The 18,032-nt window shown below is 62.4% G+C and carries 14 protein-coding genes; 9 read left to right on the forward strand and 5 right to left on the reverse strand.

The window, feature by feature from the left end:
* Nucleotides 1-55: 55 nt before the first annotated feature.
* From cpdA to AC07SI_RS07655, 6 genes are all read left to right on the forward strand, one after another.
* Nucleotides 56-871 carry a 3',5'-cyclic-AMP phosphodiesterase gene (cpdA, locus tag AC07SI_RS07630; protein WP_495005473.1) on the forward strand — a complete coding sequence of 272 codons (816 nt, stop codon included), beginning with the start codon at nt 56-58 and terminating at the stop codon, nt 869-871.
* Between the two features lie 135 nt (nt 872-1,006).
* The gene (locus AC07SI_RS07635; protein ID WP_065900087.1) at nt 1,007-1,615 is read left to right on the forward strand and encodes a YqiA/YcfP family alpha/beta fold hydrolase; all 609 of its coding nucleotides are present in this window, start codon (nt 1,007-1,009) and stop codon (nt 1,613-1,615) included.
* Between the two features lie 44 nt (nt 1,616-1,659).
* Nucleotides 1,660-3,567, forward strand: a complete 1,908-nt coding sequence (parE, locus tag AC07SI_RS07640; protein WP_065900089.1) for a DNA topoisomerase IV subunit B — start codon at nt 1,660-1,662, stop codon at nt 3,565-3,567.
* Nucleotides 3,567-4,562, forward strand: a complete 996-nt coding sequence (locus AC07SI_RS07645) for an esterase-like activity of phytase family protein (RefSeq protein WP_120447487.1) — start codon at nt 3,567-3,569, stop codon at nt 4,560-4,562. The genes parE and AC07SI_RS07645 overlap by 1 nt, the downstream gene beginning before the upstream one ends.
* 73 nt (nt 4,563-4,635) lie before the next feature.
* Entirely contained in the window at nt 4,636-6,900 is a 2,265-nt protein-coding gene (gene parC / locus AC07SI_RS07650) for a DNA topoisomerase IV subunit A (protein ID WP_106805323.1), read from the forward strand.
* A 177-nt stretch (nt 6,901-7,077) separates the two neighbouring features.
* Nucleotides 7,078-7,785, forward strand: a complete 708-nt coding sequence (locus AC07SI_RS07655) for a PqiC family protein (protein WP_065900095.1) — start codon at nt 7,078-7,080, stop codon at nt 7,783-7,785.
* A gap of 205 nt (nt 7,786-7,990) precedes the next feature.
* Here the strand turns inward: AC07SI_RS07655 and AC07SI_RS07660 are convergent, their stop codons facing one another.
* Nucleotides 7,991-9,502: an AhpA/YtjB family protein gene (locus AC07SI_RS07660; RefSeq protein WP_495005474.1), complete on the reverse strand. Its 1,512-nt coding sequence runs from the start codon at nt 9,500-9,502 to the stop codon at nt 7,991-7,993.
* Nucleotides 9,503-9,635: 133 nt separating this feature from the next.
* On the opposite strand from AC07SI_RS07660, the gene serB reads away from it, so the two are divergent.
* On the forward strand, nt 9,636-10,850 hold the full coding sequence (gene serB, locus AC07SI_RS07665) for a phosphoserine phosphatase SerB (RefSeq protein WP_065900097.1): 1,215 nt from the start codon (nt 9,636-9,638) through the stop codon (nt 10,848-10,850).
* 142 nt (nt 10,851-10,992) lie between these two features.
* Here the strand turns inward: serB and asd are convergent, their stop codons facing one another.
* The 3 genes from asd to AC07SI_RS07680 are packed head-to-tail and all read right to left on the reverse strand — an operon-like array spanning nt 10,993 to nt 14,278.
* Nucleotides 10,993-11,853, reverse strand: coding sequence for an archaetidylserine decarboxylase (asd, locus tag AC07SI_RS07670; protein WP_065900098.1), 861 nt, complete (start codon nt 11,851-11,853; stop codon nt 10,993-10,995).
* Between the two features lie 16 nt (nt 11,854-11,869).
* Nucleotides 11,870-12,685, reverse strand: coding sequence for a thiosulfate sulfurtransferase (gene rhdA / locus AC07SI_RS07675; RefSeq protein WP_120447490.1), 816 nt, complete (start codon nt 12,683-12,685; stop codon nt 11,870-11,872).
* 57 nt (nt 12,686-12,742) lie between these two features.
* Entirely contained in the window at nt 12,743-14,278 is a 1,536-nt protein-coding gene (locus AC07SI_RS07680; protein WP_495005475.1) for an HDOD domain-containing protein, read from the reverse strand.
* 167 nt (nt 14,279-14,445) lie between these two features.
* Here AC07SI_RS07680 and motA point away from each other — a divergent pair, with 167 nt between their 5' ends.
* Both motA and motB read left to right on the forward strand, forming a co-directional pair.
* Nucleotides 14,446-15,297 (forward strand): flagellar motor stator protein MotA, encoded by an 852-nt coding sequence (gene motA / locus AC07SI_RS07685; RefSeq protein WP_065900103.1) that lies wholly within the window; start codon nt 14,446-14,448, stop codon nt 15,295-15,297.
* A 3-nt stretch (nt 15,298-15,300) separates the two neighbouring features.
* Nucleotides 15,301-16,323, forward strand: a complete 1,023-nt coding sequence (gene motB / locus AC07SI_RS07690; RefSeq protein ID WP_065900105.1) for a flagellar motor protein MotB — start codon at nt 15,301-15,303, stop codon at nt 16,321-16,323.
* Nucleotides 16,324-16,923: 600 nt separating this feature from the next.
* Here motB and rsgA read toward each other — a convergent pair.
* Nucleotides 16,924-17,955, reverse strand: a complete 1,032-nt coding sequence (rsgA, locus tag AC07SI_RS07695; protein ID WP_025858074.1) for a small ribosomal subunit biogenesis GTPase RsgA — start codon at nt 17,953-17,955, stop codon at nt 16,924-16,926.
* Between the last annotated feature and the right edge of the window lie 77 nt (nt 17,956-18,032).

The raw sequence follows: 18,032 nt of genomic DNA on the forward strand, positions 1-18,032 counted from the left end.
GCCCCAGCATAATCACGCCAACCCTCCATTCCTGTGATTGCCTTGGGAGAGCGCCTTGCCGAGCGTATCCACCTTGAACCCTGATGCGCCGGCGTTGCTGGTGCAACTGTCCGACAGCCACCTGTTTGCCGAGGCCGACGGTACGCTGCTGGGCATGAACACCCGTGAAAGCCTGCAGCGGGTGATCGAGTTGGTGCGCCAGCAGCAGCCGCAGATCGATTTGCTGCTGGCCACCGGTGACCTGTCCCAGGACGGCACACTGGAGTCTTACCAGCAGTTTCGTGACCTCAGCGCGCAGATCAGCGCTCCGGCGCGGTGGATTCCGGGCAATCACGATGAGCCGCAGATCATGGCTCAGGCGACCACTGGCAGCGCGCTGCTGGAGCCGGTTGTGGATGTCGGCCATTGGCGCATTACCTTGCTGGACTCCGCGGTACCTGGCTCTGTGCCGGGTTACCTGCAGGACCAGCAGCTGCAACTGCTGGCTCAGGCCTTGAGCGAAGCCCCGAACCGCCATCACCTGGTGTGCTTTCACCATCACCCGGTGCCCATCGGTTGCGCGTGGATGGAGCCCATCGGCTTGCGCAACCCCGAGGCTTTGTTTGCCGTGCTCGACCGTTTCCCGCAGGTCAGGGCGGTGCTCTGGGGTCACGTGCACCAGGAGATCGACCGCGAGCGCAATGGCGTACGCCTGCTGGCCTCACCGTCGACCTGCATCCAGTTCGCGCCGGGCAGTGAGGATTTCCAGGTCAGCGAGCAGGCGCCGGGCTACCGCTGGCTGCGCCTGCATGCCGACGGACGGTTGGAGACCGGCGTAGAGCGCGTCGAAGGCTTCGCCTTTACCATCGATTACGGCAGCAACGGCTATTAACGGCGGTAAACACCGCCATCACCGGCAAGCCAGCGCCCGCAGTGGATCTTCTGTGTCCTTCAGATAGAGGGACTCACATGCCACCCCGATCCCTGTAAACTGCGCCTTTTTTGGCGCAAGCATGGAGAGCCCGGCATGTCCGCTTCGATCCTGTATATCCACGGTTTCAACAGCGCGCCCGCATCCAACAAGGCCCGCCAGTTGGTGACCGTGATGGACAACCTTGGCCTGGGCGACCAGCTGCGTGTGCCGGCCCTGCATCACCATCCCCGTCAGGCAATTCCTCAATTGGAGGAAGCCATTGCCCTGCTGGGGCGGCCACTGCTGGTCGGCAGCTCACTCGGCGGCTACTATGCAACCCATCTTGCCGAACGCCATGGCCTGAAGGCGCTGCTGGTCAACCCGGCGGTCAGCCCCCACCGGATGTTCGACGGTTACCTGGGCACCCAGAAGAACCTCTACACCGATGAAACCTGGGAATTGACCCATGATCACGTCGCGGCGCTGGCCGAGCTGGAAGTACCGGCGCCCCAGGATGCCGCGCGGTATCAGGTGTGGTTGCAGACCGGCGATGAAACACTGGATTATCGCCTCGCCCAACAGTATTACCGAGCCTGTGCCTTGCGCATCCAGGCCGGTGGCGACCATGGTTACCAGGGCTTCGCCCAGCAATTGCCGGCGCTGCTCAGCTTTGCCGGCATTGGCGCAGATCAGTATCAATCCTTCGACTTTGCAGCACTGTAAAGTCGCAGGTCACTTTTTAATCGAACGACTCACGACGAGACCCCATGGCCACTCCCAGCGCTAGCTCTTATAACGCCGACGCCATCGAAGTCCTCTCGGGCCTCGACCCGGTGCGCAAACGCCCCGGCATGTACACCGACACCAGTCGGCCGAACCACCTTGCCCAGGAAGTCATCGACAACAGCGTCGACGAAGCCTTGGCCGGCCACGCCAAGTCGGTGCATGTCATTCTCCATGCTGACCACTCCCTGGAAGTGTCCGACGATGGTCGCGGCATGCCCGTGGATATTCACCCGGAAGAGGGCGTCTCGGGCGTCGAGCTGATCCTCACCAAGCTGCACGCCGGCGGCAAGTTCTCCAACAAGAACTACCAGTTCTCCGGTGGCTTGCACGGTGTGGGTATTTCGGTGGTCAACGCCCTGTCGACCCTGGTGCGGGTCAAGGTCAAGCGCGACGGCAACGAATACGAAATGACCTTCGCCGATGGCTATAAAGCCACCGACCTGGCTGTGATCGGCACCGTGGGCAAGCGCAACACCGGTACCAGCGTGTACTTCGCCCCGGACCCGAAATACTTCGATTCGCCAAAATTCTCCATCAGCCGCCTCAAGCACGTGCTCAAGGCCAAGGCCGTGCTGTGCCCGGGCCTGCTGGTAACCTTTGAAGACAAAGGCACCGGCGAGAAGGTCGAGTGGCACTACGAAGACGGTCTGCGCTCCTACCTGGAAGATTCCGTCAGCGAGTTCGAACGCCTGCCCAATGAGCCGTTCTGCGGCAGCCTGGCCGGTAATAAAGAAGCCGTCGACTGGGCGCTGCTGTGGTTGCCGGAAGGCGGCGACAGCGTGCAGGAAAGCTATGTCAACCTGATCCCGACCGCCCAGGGCGGTACCCACGTCAACGGTTTGCGCCAGGGCCTGCTGGATGCCATGCGCGAGTTCTGCGAATACCGCAGCCTGTTGCCGCGCGGCGTGAAGCTGGCGCCGGAAGACGTGTGGGAGCGCATCGCGTTCGTGCTGTCGATGAAGATGCAGGAGCCGCAGTTCTCCGGCCAGACCAAAGAGCGGCTGTCGTCCCGCGAGGCGGCGGCGTTTGTCTCCGGCGTGGTCAAGGACGCCTTCAGCCTGTGGCTCAACGAACACCCGGAACTGGGCCTGGCCCTGGCCGAACTGGCGATCAACAACGCCGGCCGCCGTCTGAAGGCCAGCAAGAAGGTCGAGCGCAAGCGCATCACCCAAGGCCCGGCGCTGCCCGGCAAGCTCGCCGATTGCGCCGGGCAAGACCCGATGCGGTCCGAACTGTTCCTGGTCGAAGGTGACTCCGCCGGTGGTTCCGCCAAGCAAGCGCGGGACAAGGAGTTCCAGGCGATCCTGCCGTTGCGCGGCAAGATCCTCAACACCTGGGAAGTCGATGGCAGCGAAGTACTGGCGAGCCAGGAAGTGCACAACATTGCCGTCGCCATCGGCGTCGATCCGGGCGCTGCAGACATGAGCCAGCTGCGCTACGGCAAGATCTGCATCCTCGCCGACGCCGACTCCGACGGCCTGCACATCGCGACCTTGCTGTGCGCGCTGTTCGTGCAGCACTTCCGCCCGTTGGTCGACGCCGGTCACGTCTACGTCGCCATGCCGCCGCTGTACCGTATCGACCTGGGCAAGGAAATCTACTACGCCCTCGACGAGGCCGAGCGCGATGGCATTCTCGACCGCCTGGTCGCCGAGAAGAAGCGCGGCAAGCCACAGGTCACGCGATTCAAAGGCCTGGGTGAAATGAACCCACCGCAACTGCGCGAAACCACCATGGACCCGAACACTCGGCGCCTGGTGCAGTTGACGCTGGGCGAAGACTTCGCCGAAACCTCGGAAATGATGGACATGCTGCTGGCGAAAAAACGCGCGCCGGACCGCAAGTCCTGGCTGGAATCCAAAGGCAACCTGGCCGAGGTTCTGGGCTGATGCGCACAGGTTTCGCCCTGGCGAGCCTGATGTTGAGCGGGTTGGCGGCCACTCCGGTGATCGCCGCGCCCGTGGCAGAGCTGAAACTGGTGTCCGAACACGCGGTGGACGGCATGCGCGGCGGTAACCTGTCGGGGTTGGCGCTGTGTGGCAAGGCGTTGTGGACGGTTTCCGATCGCGACGACGACCAGATCTATCGCCTGGATATCAGCGCGCCGACCTGGCAGGCCGAAACCGTCAAGATCGAGGTGCCGCCGGTGCCGGAGTCCGGGTTGCCCTGGGGCTTGCGTTCGCGCACCAAGGCTGCTTCGTTCATTCGTGGTGGCGACCTGGATTTTGAGGGCATCAGCTGCGATGCCGCGGGCAACCGCTACATTGTCAGCGAAGCCCATGCCGCTGTGCTGCAAGTGCCGGTGGACGGTGCGCCTGAGTGGCTGAAAATTGCCCCGGGCATGGTCCGTGAAGCTCGCGCCAGTGGCATGTTGCTGCACTTCAATGCCTTGTTTGAAGGCTTGGCGGTGAACCCCGAGGGCAACCAGATCTGGCTGGCTGCCGAGCGTGAGCGGCGCGGCCTGATTTCCATCAAGCGCCCGCAAAGCCTGTGGGACTGTGATGGCCCTTGTGTGCTGTTGAGCGAGGCCGGGCAGGAAGTGCAGCCGGCGCAGTTCACCAATGCCAAGGCCGTCTCGAAGGATTTTGCCGACCTGGCCCTGTTCAACGGCAAGCTGTTTACCCTGGAGCGCAACGCGTTCCAGATTTGCCGGCGCGATGCGGTCACGGCCAAAGTCGAGCTGTGCTGGTCGTTCGCCGACGAGACCCTGACGCCCGAGCGCCGCTATGCCCAGCCTTACGGCCTGGCCGAAGCCCTGGTGGTGGACGCGGACGGTGCGTGGATCGGCATCGACAACAATTTCGGCCCTCGCGCCGATGGTGAAAAGCGCCCGGTGGTCTATCGTTTTGCCGCCCCGGCCGGTGGCTGGAGCGCCCAGCCATGAGCCACGCCCTTTTTGAATCGAATCAGCGCAGCGGCAGTTCCGCTGCGCCTTACCCAATAATGATGAGGCCCGCATGAGTGACATCCTCGCAGACAGCTTAGATGGCGTAGAACGCCGGTCGCTGGCTGACTTCACCGAAAATGCCTACCTCAACTACTCCATGTACGTGATCATGGACCGTGCCTTGCCGCATATCGGCGACGGCCTGAAGCCAGTACAGCGGCGCATCATCTACGCCATGAGTGAGTTGGGCCTGGACGCCGATTCCAAGCACAAGAAGTCGGCGCGTACCGTCGGTGACGTGCTCGGTAAATTCCACCCCCACGGCGACTCGGCGTGCTACGAAGCCATGGTGCTGATGGCCCAGCCGTTCAGCTATCGCTACACGCTGGTGGACGGCCAGGGTAACTGGGGTGCGCCGGATGATCCGAAATCCTTTGCGGCCATGCGTTACACCGAAGCGCGCCTGTCGCGTTATTCGGAAGTGCTGCTCAGCGAGCTGGGCCAGGGTACCGCGAACTGGGGCCCGAACTTCGACGGTACACTCGACGAGCCACTGGTATTGCCGGCACGTTTGCCGAACATCCTGCTCAATGGCACCACCGGTATTGCGGTCGGCATGGCCACCGACGTACCGCCGCATAACCTGCGCGAAGTCGCCACCGCCTGCGTCCGTTTGCTGGATGAGCCCAAGGCCACCGTGGAGCAGCTCTGCGAGCATATCCAGGGTCCGGACTACCCGACCGAAGCGGAAATCATCACCCCCCGCGCCGACTTGCTGAAGATGTACGAGACCGGCAAGGGCTCGGTGCGCATGCGCGCGGTGTACCACATCGAAGATGGCGACATTATTGTTACCGCGCTGCCGCACCAAGTGTCCGGCGCCAAGGTGCTGGAGCAGATCGCCGCGCTGATGCAGGCCAAGCCGTCGAAATTGCCGCAGGTCGCCGACCTGCGTGACGAGTCCGACCACGAAAACCCCTGCCGCATCGTGATCATCCCGACCAACAGCCGGGTCGACCACGAAGTGCTGATGCAGCACCTGTTCGCCAGCACTGACCTGGAGTCCAGCTACCGCGTCAACGTCAACATCATTGGCCTGGACGGCAAGCCGCAGCTGAAAAATCTGCGCAACCTGCTGGTGGAGTGGCTGGAATTCCGTATCCAGACCGTGCGTCGCCGGCTGCAATTCCGCCTGGACAAGGTCGAGCGCCGCCTGCACCTGTTGGACGGTTTGCTGATTGCCTACCTCAACCTGGATGAAGTGATCCACATCATCCGCACCGCCGAGCACCCGAAAGCCGAGCTGATCGCGCGTTTCGAGCTGAGTGAGATCCAGGCTGACTACATCCTCGATACCCGCCTGCGTCAGTTGGCGCGGCTGGAAGAAATGAAGCTGCGCGACGAACAGGACGCGCTGCTCAAGGAACAAGCCAAGCTGCAGGCCCTGCTGGGCAGCGAAGCCAAGCTCAAGAAGCTGGTGCGCAGCGAGCTGATCAAGGACGCCGAAACCTATGGCGACGACCGCCGCTCGCCGATTGTCGAGCGCGCTGAAGCCAAGGCCCTGACCGAAACAGAGCTGCTGCCGAACGAGAAAATTACCGTCGTTCTGTCGGAAAAGGGTTGGGTTCGCTCCGCCAAAGGGCATGATATTGACGCCACTGGTTTGTCGTACAAGGCCGGCGATGGCTTCAAGACCGCCGCTGCCGGGCGTTCCAACCAGTTTGCGGTGTTTATCGACTCCACCGGGCGCAGTTACTCGGTGCCGGCCCACACCTTGCCATCGGCGCGCGGACAGGGCGAGCCGTTGACCGGCCGGCTGACGCCGCCGCCAGGGGCGAATTTCGAGTGTGTGCTGCTGCCGGACGACGATGCGCTGTACGTGATCGCCTCCGACGCGGGTTATGGCTTCGTGGTCAAGGGTGAAGACCTGCAGGCCAAGAACAAGGCGGGTAAGGCGCTGTTGAGCCTGCCGAACAATGCCAAGGTGATCCTGCCGCGGCCGGTGGACGATCGCGAGAGCAATTGGCTGGCGTCGGTGACCACCGAAGGGCGCCTGCTGGTGTTCAAGATCAGCGATCTGCCGCAGTTGGGCAAAGGCAAGGGCAACAAGATCATTGGTATTCCCGGTGAGCGGGTGGCCAGTCGCGAAGAGTACGTGACCGACATCGCGGTGATCCCGGAAGGTGCCACCCTGGTTCTCCAGGCCGGCAAGCGCACATTGTCATTGCGCCCAGACGACCTGGAGCACTACAAGGGCGAGCGTGGCCGTCGTGGCAACAAACTGCCGCGTGGCTTCCAGCGGGTGGATGCTTTGTTGGTGGAAACACCTGTTTAAGGTGGTTTAGAGCCCTCGATCTACGATTTAACGCGTAGATCGACGCTTTGGCGCTGGAGTCATGGCGCATATTCACGGATGATATGGCCTTTCCAGCGCCGGCGTGGCCGAGCGTGTTTAGGTTATTTTTAAGTATTACATTGTGGTTCGCCTTGTGGCAGCCACCTGGATGGGATGATGACTGCTCCACGCCTTCCTTTTATTTTCATGCTCGCTGGCCTTTTGGGGCTGGCGGGTTGCAGCACACACCAGCCGGTGTCGCTGTACCAGCTGGACAGCGGAAGTCCGGCGCAGCCAGCGCAAACCGCTGGCATGGCGGTTTTGCTGGGTCCGGTGGTCGTGGCTGACTACCTGCAACGTGAAACCCTGCTGCAACGTCAGAACGACGGCAGCCTGCAAGGTTCCACCGATGGTCGTTGGGCGGGCAGTTTGTCCTCCGATATCAACCAGCTGATGTTGCGCCAGGTCGCGGGTCACCTGGACAGCCAGCGTGTGGTGCTCGCGCCCGCGCCAACCGGCTTTACCCCGGATGTGCAGGTCCTGCTGACCATCACCCGGCTCGACTCCGGCGCTTCGCAGCCGGCGATCCTCGATGCGCAATGGCGCTTGATCGACCGTCGCGGCCAGGTGCGCGATAACCGCATCGTGCACCTGCAGGAGGAGCACACCGGCACCACTGCGTCCCAGGTCCAGGCCCAGGGCGTGTTGCTGCAGCATCTGGCACAGCAGTTGTCGGTGGCCCTCAAGCCATTGGCCAACCAGCCGCCGATTGCCGAGGCCCCGCGCAAGCAAGCCCCGGTACAGGCCAAGCCGGCAGCGCCGGAAAAGCCGAAGATGCCGATGGCTACGCCGATTCGTACGGATATGGAAGTGTTCAGGTTCTGATCTGAACCGAAGACAAAAAAAGGCCCGCTGATTCAGCGGGCCTTTTTTTGTCTGCGATTTGAGTCACGCCGTGGACTCAATGTGGGAGCGGGCTTGCTCGCGAAAGCGGTGTGTCAGTCAACGAATTGATTGGCTGATCCTTTGCATTCGCGAGCAAGCCCGCTCCCACACAAGCCCGATCCTATAGTCGGTCAAGCAACGTTCGTCAGCCCTTCGCGCGGGTCTCATGCATCCGTGCCAACTGCCGCTCCAGCATCGACGGATACGGCTCCATCAAGCGCTCCACACAGCTTGCCCCTTCAGGGCTGGCAATCGGACGGATGCGCGCGCGCTGGCGGATCAGCGTGTCTTCGCTGATCTTGCGCTCCACCAGCAGCAGGTTGCGGCTGTGCTGGGACAGGGCCAGGGCGTCCTGGGCGATTTCTGTCAGCAGCAGGTCGATCTGGCTCATGCCGAACAGATCATCGCCGACAGTCAGGCCCAGCTGCAGTTGCAGGGTGATGCCGCTGTCAGCCACTTCGATCTGCAGCTCATGGCCGAGGGCGCGCAGCAGCTCGCCGCAGCAAATGGCGTTGGTCAGGTAGTCTTCGCCGCTGTCTTCGCTGTGGAACAGCATCAGCGTGCTGCCATCGTTCAAGGTGTGCAGTTCGCTCTGGTACAGCGAGGCGGCCTGGTCCAGGCAGTCGCGGTAGCGTTCCAGCAGCTCGGTCAGGCGAGCGCGGGGGAGGCGACGCAGTTGGTCCTGGGCGCCCAGTTGCACGGCCAGTACGGCGCTGTATTGGGGTTCGCTGCTGCGCACCGGCGCCGGCTTGGGCGCGCTGGTGGCCGAGGTGGTATCGCGCAGGTCGGCGAACGGGTCTTCGTCGTCCAGTTCGTCTTCTTCGGCTTTGAAGGCCTGGCGTGTCGCCGGTTTCAAGCCCGCTACCGGGGCGCTTTCGTCAAAGCCCGGGTCACGCAGGTCGCGCACTTCGAACTCGGGTTCGTCGTCGTATTCCGGCTCGGGCTCGACCTCGGGTACCACCGGTTCCGGGGCGAAGCTGGCGTGCAGTTGGCGGGCGAGGTCGCCGATTTCGTCCTGGCGGTCGGTGGCCGGGGTGTGTTCGTCGATATCCCGCAGCCAGATGCGCAGTTGCATCAGCGGCGTGGAGATATGCCGACCCAGGCGCAGGCTCAAGGCCAGGGCCAATGCCAGCAGGATCGCGCTGAGGATGCCCATGCTCTGCAGGCTGATGGTCATCGGCTGCTGGAACTGTTGCATGTCGAGGCTGATGCGCAGTTGGCCGGCCTTCACATCCTGAAAGGTAATATTGCTCTGGTACAAGCCCTCCGCTTCACCCAGCAGGCCGTTCTTCGGGCGTTGCCCGGCTTCGGCCATGATCCGGTTGTCCACGCTGTAGATGGCGGCGTGGGCCACCAGCGGATTCTTGGTCAGGTTGTTGAGCAGCACGTTGAGGCTGAGGATGTCGTTGGACACCAGCAGCTCAGTCGCCGAGGTGGCGGTCTGGGTGGTCAAGCTTTCGCCCAGGGCGTCGGCTTGCTCGTGCATGGCCTGCTTGAACTGCAAACCCATCACGCAGGCGTAGATCACCAGGGCCAGAGCGACCAGGATCACGTTATGGCTGGCGATGCGTAATGCGATCGGTACACGGCGGTGGCGCAGTGCCCGGAAGATCAGCAGGAAGAAGTTGTCGGTTTTTACTGGCGTGGGCCGGTTCACTTGAGCTCGGCTCTTGGTCCGTGAAGTTGACGCGCAGTATAGCGACAGGCCCAAGACCGGCAAAGCGCTGGCTGTGCCCGATGGTCACTGAAAGTGGGTAGAATGCGGTTTTTTTCCAGCCTGGGGGTGCGCCTTGCGCGAAATTGTCCTGATAAACATCACCGGTGAAGACCGACCGGGTCTCACCGCAGCCATTACCGGTGTTCTGGCCCAGGGTGGTGTGAACATTCTCGACATCGGCCAGGCGGTGATCCACGACACTTTGTCGTTCGGCATCCTGGTGGAGATCCCGAGCAATGAACAGGCGTCCTCGGTGCTCAAGGACATCCTGTTTACCGCCTATAAGCTCGATCAGCAGGTGCGTTTTACCCCGGTGTCCGAAGCCGATTACCAGCACTGGGTGGCCGGCCAGGGCAAGAAACGCCACATCGTTACCCTGCTGACCCGCAAGGTCACGGCCGAGCAATTGCAGCGTGTCAGCTCCATCACCGCGCAGTATGGCTTGAATATCGACCATATTGACCGTCTGTCGGGTCGCATGCCATTGGACACCCCAGCCGACCAGGGCAAGGGCTGCATCGAGTTTTCCGTGCGCGGTGAGCCGGCCGATCCGCAGGCCCTGCGCGCCGAATTTCTCAGCGTCGCCCAGGAGCTGAATGTCGATATCGCCTTCCAGGAAGACTCGCTGTTCCGGCGCAACCGTCGCCTGGCGGTGTTCGACATGGATTCCACGCTGATCGAAGCTGAAGTCATCGACGAACTGGCCAAGGCGGCCGGCGTCGGCGAGCAAGTATCCGCGATCACCGAGCGCGCCATGGCCGGTGAGCTGGATTTTCGTGCCAGCTTCAAGGAGCGCCTGGCGCTGCTCAAGGGCCTGGATGTGAGCGTGCTGGACGCCATCGGTGCATCGCTGCGCCTGACTGAAGGCGCCGAAACGCTGTTCGCCGAGCTCAAGCGCCTGGGCTACAAAACCGCGATCCTGTCCGGCGGCTTCACCTACTTCGCCAAGCAATTGCAGGCCAAGCTGGGCATCGACTATGTGTTCGCCAACGAGCTGGAAGTGGTGGATGGCAAGGTGACCGGCGTGGCGGTGGAGCCGATTGTCGACGCGCAGCGCAAGGCCGATCTGCTGAAGGAATTGGCCCACAAGGAAGGTTTGCGCCTGGAGCAGACCATTGCGGTCGGCGACGGCGCCAATGACTTGCCGATGCTGGCGATTGCCGGCCTGGGTGTGGCGTTCCGGGCCAAGCCGTTGGTCAAGCAATCGGCCAAGCAGGCGATCTCGACGCTGGGGCTGGACGGGGTGCTGTACCTGTTGGGTTTCCGTGATCGCGACGGTCAGCTATAAGCTGATTCAACTGCAGGAATGCGGTCACTGTGGGAGCCGGGCTTGCCCGCGATGGCGGTACTTCAGTCACAGATGGGTTGACTGAAACACCGTCATCGCGGGCAAGCCCGGCTCCTGCATGTTGATTTTCGTCAGCTTCAGATCAGGCTTTCGGCAGTGCGATACCCTGGCCCATCTGCACCGGCGAACCTGCCACCAGTTCTTCTGCCCACTTCACCTGATCTGGCCCGAACAGCACGATCGCGGTGGAACCCAGCTTGAAGCGACCCAATTCCGCACCTTTTTCCAGGTGGATCGGCGCCCGTGCGGCTTCGTCGTAGCGGAAGGTTTTCAGCTCGCGCTTCGGCGGCGTGACCAGGCCGGCCCACACGGTTTCAATCGACGCCACGATCATCGCGCCCACCAGTACCACGGCCATCGGGCCACGCTCGGTATCGAACAGGCAGACAACGCGCTCGTTGCGCGCAAACAGCTCCGGCACGTTTTCGGCGGTGGTCTGGTTGACCGAGAAAATCCGCCCCGGCACGTAGACCATCTCCCGCAGGGTGCCGGCCAGTGGCATGTGCACGCGGTGGTAGTCTTTCGGCGACAGGTAGATGGTGGCGAAATCACCGCCCATGAACGGCGCCGCCACGGCGGCATCGCCGCCCAGCAGTTCCAGCACGCTGAAGCTGTGGCCCTTGGCCTGGAACACACGGCCGTGCTCAATCGGACCCAGTTGGCTGACCGCGCCATCGGCAGGGCTCAGCACTGCGCCTGGGGTTTGATCCAGCGGGCGCGCGCCATCTTTCAAGGCGCGGGTGAAGAAGGCGTTGAAATGCTCATAAGCAGTCACGTCTTCCACCAGGGCCTGGGACATGTCCACTTGATAGCGCTTGGCGAACCAACGGGTGAAGGCATTCTTGAACCAGCGCACGCGGCATTCGGCGATGCAGCCGGCCAACCGCGACAGCAGGTGGTGCGGCAGCAGGTACTGGCTGAGGATAAACAACTGCTTTTTCATTAACTGTCCTTAACTCTTAAATCTCGACGGGGGTGTCGGGGTGGTTGCCCCATTCGCCCCAGGAACCGGCATAACCTTTGACTCGCGGATAACCGAGCGCCTTGGCCACCAGGTAGGTGAAGCCAGAGCGGTGGTGAGTCTGGCAATGGGTGATGATCTCTTTATCTCTGGTCAGCCCGAGGTCTTCGAGGATCTGCGGCATGTCGCGGCGGATCCGCAGGTTGCGCGCCTTGTCCATGCCGGCCGTCCATTCGAAATTCACCGCGCCGGGGATGTGCCCGCCTTTGGCCGCGAGCACTTTTTCGCCAGAGTATTCCAGCGGGCCGCGCGCATCCCAGATCCCCAGGTCGGCCGCGCCGAGGCGGCTTTGCAGGTATTCGCGGGTGGCGGTGGGGCCCTCGTGCAGCGTGAGGCTGACCGGGCCACCGACTGGTGGCGGGACCTCGGTGGACAGCGGGTGTTGTTCCGCCAGCCACGCCAGCAGGCCGCCGTCCAGGTAGTGGTATTTCTGATGGCCGATCACGTCGAGCATCCAGATAAAACGTCCGGCCCAACCGCCGCCTTCGTCGTCATAGACCACGTAGGTGGCGTCCGGGGTGTGGCCCAGTTCGCCGAAGAGTTTTTCCAGGTCGGCCTTGTGGGGCAGCAGGCCGGGCGCCGGCGGCTGGCCCAGTTGGGTGCGCTTGGGGTCAACGAAATGCGCGCCGGGGATGTGCCCTTCGGCGTAGCGGGCGGCACTGGTGAGGTCCACCAGAATCAGCTGTTCGGCATCCAGTCGACCGAGCAGGTCGCTGGACTCGATCACCAGCGGCAAGCCAGAGAAGTCAGGCATGTGAGGTCTCCTGGGCACAAATGTTGGCGATAAAAGAGGGCGATTGTAGCGCAAGCATCAGGCGCTGCGGTTGGTAAAGCTGTGCAGCGCTTTCTCGATGCATTGGGCGGTTTTGCCGAAGGCCTGCACGGTGGTTTCCGAGAACGGCCCACCGCCCTGGTCGGCGACCATCAGCATCACGACCTTGCCATTGCAGCTCAGGGAGCGCAGCAGCAGGTGCTCGCCGGTGAACAGGCGTCGCAGGATCGGCGGCAGCAGCGCCGAGAATTGCGCGTGGTTGTCAGGCGTGAGGCGCACCTGGGCGGACTTTTCCAGCAAGCGCTGCAGCAGCGTGCTGTGGACCACATCGAGGCTCAGGTTGGCGGCGTCCTTGGGCAGGCCGTCGACCTGGTGCACACGCAAGGTGCTCTGGGCGCGGTCGGTCATCAGCAGCATGACCCGTTGCATGCCGCTGGCCGACAGGGCCTCCTTGGCGCAGGTGGTCAGGTGCATGGCGTTGGCGAAGCGGCTCGGTTCCACCAGCAATTCGGTGCAGCGCTTGCGCCACACCGCCAGGGCTTCGGCGGTCGGCGGCGGGGCCGGCAGGAGGCCGCGGTGGATCTTCTGCACATGCCATGGCCAGATCAGCGACAGCGCCGGGTGCCAGAGGTCCGGCATCAAGGTAGTGCGCGCACTGGTGACGGCTTGCTGGTGCACCTGTTGCTGCACGTCGCCCAAAGGCTGTTGCAGGTACAGCGCGGTCAGGTATTGCCAGCGCTGGGTGTGCGGACAGGTCCAGGACTCCTGGGCCGACATCGCCAGGCCGTTGGCCAGCAGTACCGTATTGGCCGGCTGATTCAGCCAGCGCCGCAGGTTGGGGTCGGCATCCAGCAATTGCTGGTGGCGCAACGGGTCATCTTCGCGGGCGATATGCAACGCCTTGACCAGCAGGCGTTGCTCGTTCCGCAGCAGGGTATAGCCCTGGGATACCCAGATCGGCAGGTGCCACGTTTCGGTCAGGCCGAGGCACAGGTCCAGCAGGCGCACGCCGAACAATTCCTGCTCGACTGCACGCGCCGATTGGCCTTTGTGGATAACCCGCAGCTCCCACTCTTCGAGGAGCTTGGGGTAGGCCACCGCCATCGGCCACAGCGGCGACAGGAATAGCAGGCTGCCCCAGTGAATGTCTTGCCACAACCGCGCCAGGCGGCTGCCGAACAAGCCGTTGGCTTGCTGCGAGGCGTGCTGGCTGACCAGCAGTAATTGGCGCAACGCCACCGGAATCTCTTGGGCGGGGACCGAGGGCAGGCGTGTCAGCAACTCTTCGGCGCGCTTGAGGCCCAGGCGATTGAGCGCCACTTCAAGGTTTTCCGCCGGTGCCGTCATGCTGCCATGCGTGTGGCTATTGGCCTCGCGCATCACGCTGAGCACGAGGGCCGGGCTGTTCTGCATCAGTTCGGCAATGTCTCGCAACGAACTGCGGCTATCGCGGATGGCTTTGCACACGCGTTCGTGGCTGGCCTGGGGAACAGGCAGCAGCACGTCGTCCAGGCGCTTGATCCAAGCAGCGAGGGAGTTGGGTTTTGCAGTTGGGACTGTCGTTTCATTAGCCATGATTGGGGCGCGATCATCACTTGCGGTCAACACGCCCGGAACGGGCCGAACTGGCTTTTCGCCTTAACGGGCTATAGTCTGGCGCAGTTTTGCCGATAAGTAGAACAAGAGTTTTTCAGTTCCTCCAAATATGTCCATGAACCTGACGGCGCAAGTACTCATCTCCTATGGCTAAAATTATCGGCATCATCGTCGTCATCGCAAGTGTGCTCGGCGGGTACGTCCTCTCCCACGGTAAAATTGCCGCGCTGATCCAGCCTTTCGAAGTGCTGATTATCGGCGGTGCAGCGTTTGGCGCCTTCCTGCAGGCCAACCCCGGCTACATGACCCTGCACGTGATCAAGAAGTCGCTGGGCATGTTCGGCTCGCGCTTCACCCACTCTTTCTATCTGGACGTGCTGGGCCTGGTCTACGAGATCCTCAACAAGAGCCGCCGCGAAGGCATGATGGCCATCGAAGCCGACATCGAAGACGCTGCGGCCAGCCCGATTTTCGCCAAGTACCCGGCCGTGCTCAAAGACGAGCGCATGACCGCCTACATCTGCGATTACCTGCGCATCATGTCCTCCGGCAACATGGCGCCCCATGAGCTGGAAGGCCTGTTCGACATGGAGCTGTTCAGCCTCAAGGAAGAGCTGGAACATCCTTCCCACGCCGTGACCGGCATCGCCGACGGCATGCCCGGTTTCGGTATTGTCGCGGCGGTACTCGGTATCGTGGTGACCATGGCGTCCCTCGGCGAAGGCGACCAGAAGGCCATCGGCATGCACGTGGGTGCGGCCCTGGTCGGTACCTTCTTCGGTATTCTCGCGGCCTACGGTTTCTTCGGCCCGCTGGCTACCTCCCTGGCCCACGATGCCAAGGAAGAGGTGAACCTCTACGAAGCGATCAAGGCGTGCCTGGTGGCTTCGGCGTCGGGCATGCCGCCGTCGTTGGCGGTGGAGTTCGGTCGCAAGGTGCTGTACCCGAAACATCGCCCAAGTTTCGCCGAGTTGGAACAAGCGGTTCGCGGTCGCTAAGCCATGGAAAACAACCAGCCGATAATCATCAAGCGCGTCAAGCGCTTCGCTGCGGGGCACCATGGCGGCGCCTGGAAAATCGCCTTCGCCGACTTCGCGACGGCGATGATGGCGTTCTTCCTGGTGCTGTGGCTGATGTCCACCGCCACGCCCGAACAGAAGATCGCCATCGCCGGCTACTTCAAGGACCCCATTGGTTTCTCGGAAAGCGGTACGCCCTTCGTGATCGACCTGGGCGGCTCGCCGCAGTTGGCGCCGGAGCGCACCATCAACCCGGAAATCAAGACCGAATCGCCTCAGGAAAAAATCCCGATCGAGCGCGATACCGTCGAGGCCATGGCTGAGCAAGTCGAGCAGGAACGCCTTGAGCTGTTGCTGCAAGAACTGCAGACCAAGGTCGAGGAAAACCCGCAGTTGCTCAAATTCAAGGATCAGATTTCGTTCGAGATCACGCCGGACGGTTTGCGCATCCAGATCACCGACGCGGCCAATCGGCCGATGTTCGACTCGGGCAGCGCGCGGTTGAAGCCGTACTTTGAAGACATCCTGCTGGCGATGGCCGACACCATCAAGGCGGTACCGAACAAGATCAGCATCAGCGGTCATACCGACGCCAAGCCGTACGCGGGCCAGGGTGACTTCGGCAACTGGGAACTCTCGGCCAACCGTGCCAACGCGGCGCGTCGCGCCCTGGTCGCCGGCAGCTATCCGGACCCGCAAGTGGCGCGCGTGGTGGGGTTTGCCTCCTCGCAGCTGTTTGATCCCAAGGACCCGTTCAACCCGATCAACCGCCGCATCGACATCGTCGTGCTGACCAAGAAGGCCCAGCGTGCGATCGAAGGCGACCAGCACGCCGCGCCACCGGTTCCGACCCCAGGCGACGGTGCGCCCGGCGAAGTACCGGCCGACCCGAACGCCATCCCGCCCGGCCAGGAGCCATTGCCGGCGCATGAGCTGCGCCAGAAGTTGAACCTGTTCGATGATGGCGGGGTGAAGGATCCTACGGCGCCTGCAACGGGCTCCTAGGCTGCAAGCAGCCCACCTCAACAATGAAAAACGCCCCGGTTGATCGGGGCGTTTTTCATTTCTTATCAAAGAGGGAGATAGGCTTTGACTCCACTGATAACACCTCGGATGTCGTTGGTGTCCAGCCGGGGCACGAAATATTCTCGACCTTTTGCTCGAGTCTTTCTATGGAGCTTATCCAGGCGCTCGAAGCTGACGGTGTAAATCATGTCGCACTTCACCCACAGCTCTTTGTAGCATTTCAGGGGCAACGAAGCCTCGTGTGAAATCGCAAAGAAGAACGTCGCCTTGTTTGGGGTGATAGTAGAGAGTCACTCGTAAATGCCCCACAAAAAGCAAAGCCGCCCGAAGGCGGCTTCATTCGACGCGCAGTGGAGCTTGCTTCGCCCCTTCTGCGCCGCTGGATCAACCCCGAAAAGGATCCAGACTCCTGCCAGCTTGCGCTGGTGACGGAGCGATGATGGGCATCAGGAATTTCGAATTCAAACTGGCTTGCATCGATTGGCCACCCAGTTGCACGGATTCTTGATGCCAGCACCCTTTAAATCAATGGGCTAGGGTGCTTGGTGCTGCCATTTATAGGTATCAAGAAATGGCCCCTCAATAACTGCTTTCGGGCAAGCTCGCAATAATCGACCGATAGCTGTTCATTCTTTGCTGCTGCACGCGCCCATCTTCCAGGGCCTTGAGCAGGGCGCAACCCGGCTCGCGGTCGTGCTTGCAATCGCGGAAGCGGCAAGTGCCGATCAGGTCGTTGAATTCGATAAAGCCCGCTTCCACATCGCTGCGGCTGACGTGGCCGAGGCCGAATTCACGGATGCCGGGGGAGTCGATCAGTTCGCCGCCGCCGGGGAAGTGGAACAATCGCGCGGTGGTGGTGGTGTGGGTGCCTTGGCCGGACAGCTCCGACAGCGGGCCGACGCGGGTGTCGACTTCCGGCAGCAGGCTGTTGACCAGCGACGATTTGCCCACGCCCGACTGGCCGACGAACACGCTGATGCGGCCGTCCAACTGCTGTTGCAGCTGTTCCATGCCATTGCCGTGATGCGCCGACACTTCCAGCACCGGGTAACCCAGGGTGCGGTAGACCGCCAGCAGCGCATTGAGCGCGGGCGCGTTCTGCTCGTCGATCAGGTCGAACTTGTTCAGCAGCAACAGCGGGCGAATACCGGCGTGTTCGGCGGCGACCAGATAACGGTCGATCAGGTTGGCATGGGGCTCGGGCAGCGGCGCGAACACGATGACGATCATGTCGACATTGGCCGCCACCGGCTTGAGCTGGCCACGGCTGTCAGGGCGACGTAGCTCGGTGGTACGCGGCAACTGGGCGACGATCACGCCGATGCCCTGGTTGCCGGCACGCCACACGACCTGGTCGCCGGTCACCAGCGCAGGCAGGTTGGCGCGCAAGTGGCAACGGAACACCTGGCCGGCGAGTTCGCCTTCCAGCGCCTCGACTTCGACCTGCACGCCAAAGTGCGCGATGACCAGGCCTGTCTGTTCGGGGCCCAGGTCGCCGCCCTCGAGCGCTTCCACGGCGGAGGATTCACGTTTGGCGGCGCGGGCGGCGCGTTCGCCTTGAATCTTTTCGATGCGCCAGTTTTGGCGACGATTGAGCTGGCGTTTGGCCATTGGTGTTCCGTGTCGATAATGCAAAGGTTGGGTAAAACGGTCGCGAGTCTAGCACGCCCCTGCCTGCTAAACTGCGC

It is taken from the genome of Pseudomonas sp. GW821-FHT05D12 (assembly GCF_059419825.1).

Excerpts from the sequence above, each read along its gene's own strand:
- AC07SI_RS07635 (WP_065900087.1), top strand. The coding sequence starts at position 1,007 with ATGTCCGCTTCGATCCTGTATATCCACGGTTTCAACAGCGCGCCCGCA.
- parE (WP_065900089.1), top strand. The coding sequence starts at position 1,660 with ATGGCCACTCCCAGCGCTAGCTCTTATAACGCCGACGCCATCGAAGTC.
- AC07SI_RS07645 (WP_120447487.1), top strand. The coding sequence starts at position 3,567 with ATGCGCACAGGTTTCGCCCTGGCGAGCCTGATGTTGAGCGGGTTGGCG.
- parC (WP_106805323.1), top strand. The coding sequence starts at position 4,636 with ATGAGTGACATCCTCGCAGACAGCTTAGATGGCGTAGAACGCCGGTCG.
- AC07SI_RS07655 (WP_065900095.1), top strand. The coding sequence starts at position 7,078 with ATGACTGCTCCACGCCTTCCTTTTATTTTCATGCTCGCTGGCCTTTTG.
- asd (WP_065900098.1), bottom strand. The coding sequence starts at position 11,853 with ATGAAAAAGCAGTTGTTTATCCTCAGCCAGTACCTGCTGCCGCACCAC.
- rhdA (WP_120447490.1), bottom strand. The coding sequence starts at position 12,685 with ATGCCTGACTTCTCTGGCTTGCCGCTGGTGATCGAGTCCAGCGACCTG.
- AC07SI_RS07680 (WP_495005475.1), bottom strand. The coding sequence starts at position 14,278 with ATGGCTAATGAAACGACAGTCCCAACTGCAAAACCCAACTCCCTCGCT.
- motA (WP_065900103.1), top strand. The coding sequence starts at position 14,446 with ATGGCTAAAATTATCGGCATCATCGTCGTCATCGCAAGTGTGCTCGGC.
- motB (WP_065900105.1), top strand. The coding sequence starts at position 15,301 with ATGGAAAACAACCAGCCGATAATCATCAAGCGCGTCAAGCGCTTCGCT.
- rsgA (WP_025858074.1), bottom strand. The coding sequence starts at position 17,955 with ATGGCCAAACGCCAGCTCAATCGTCGCCAAAACTGGCGCATCGAAAAG.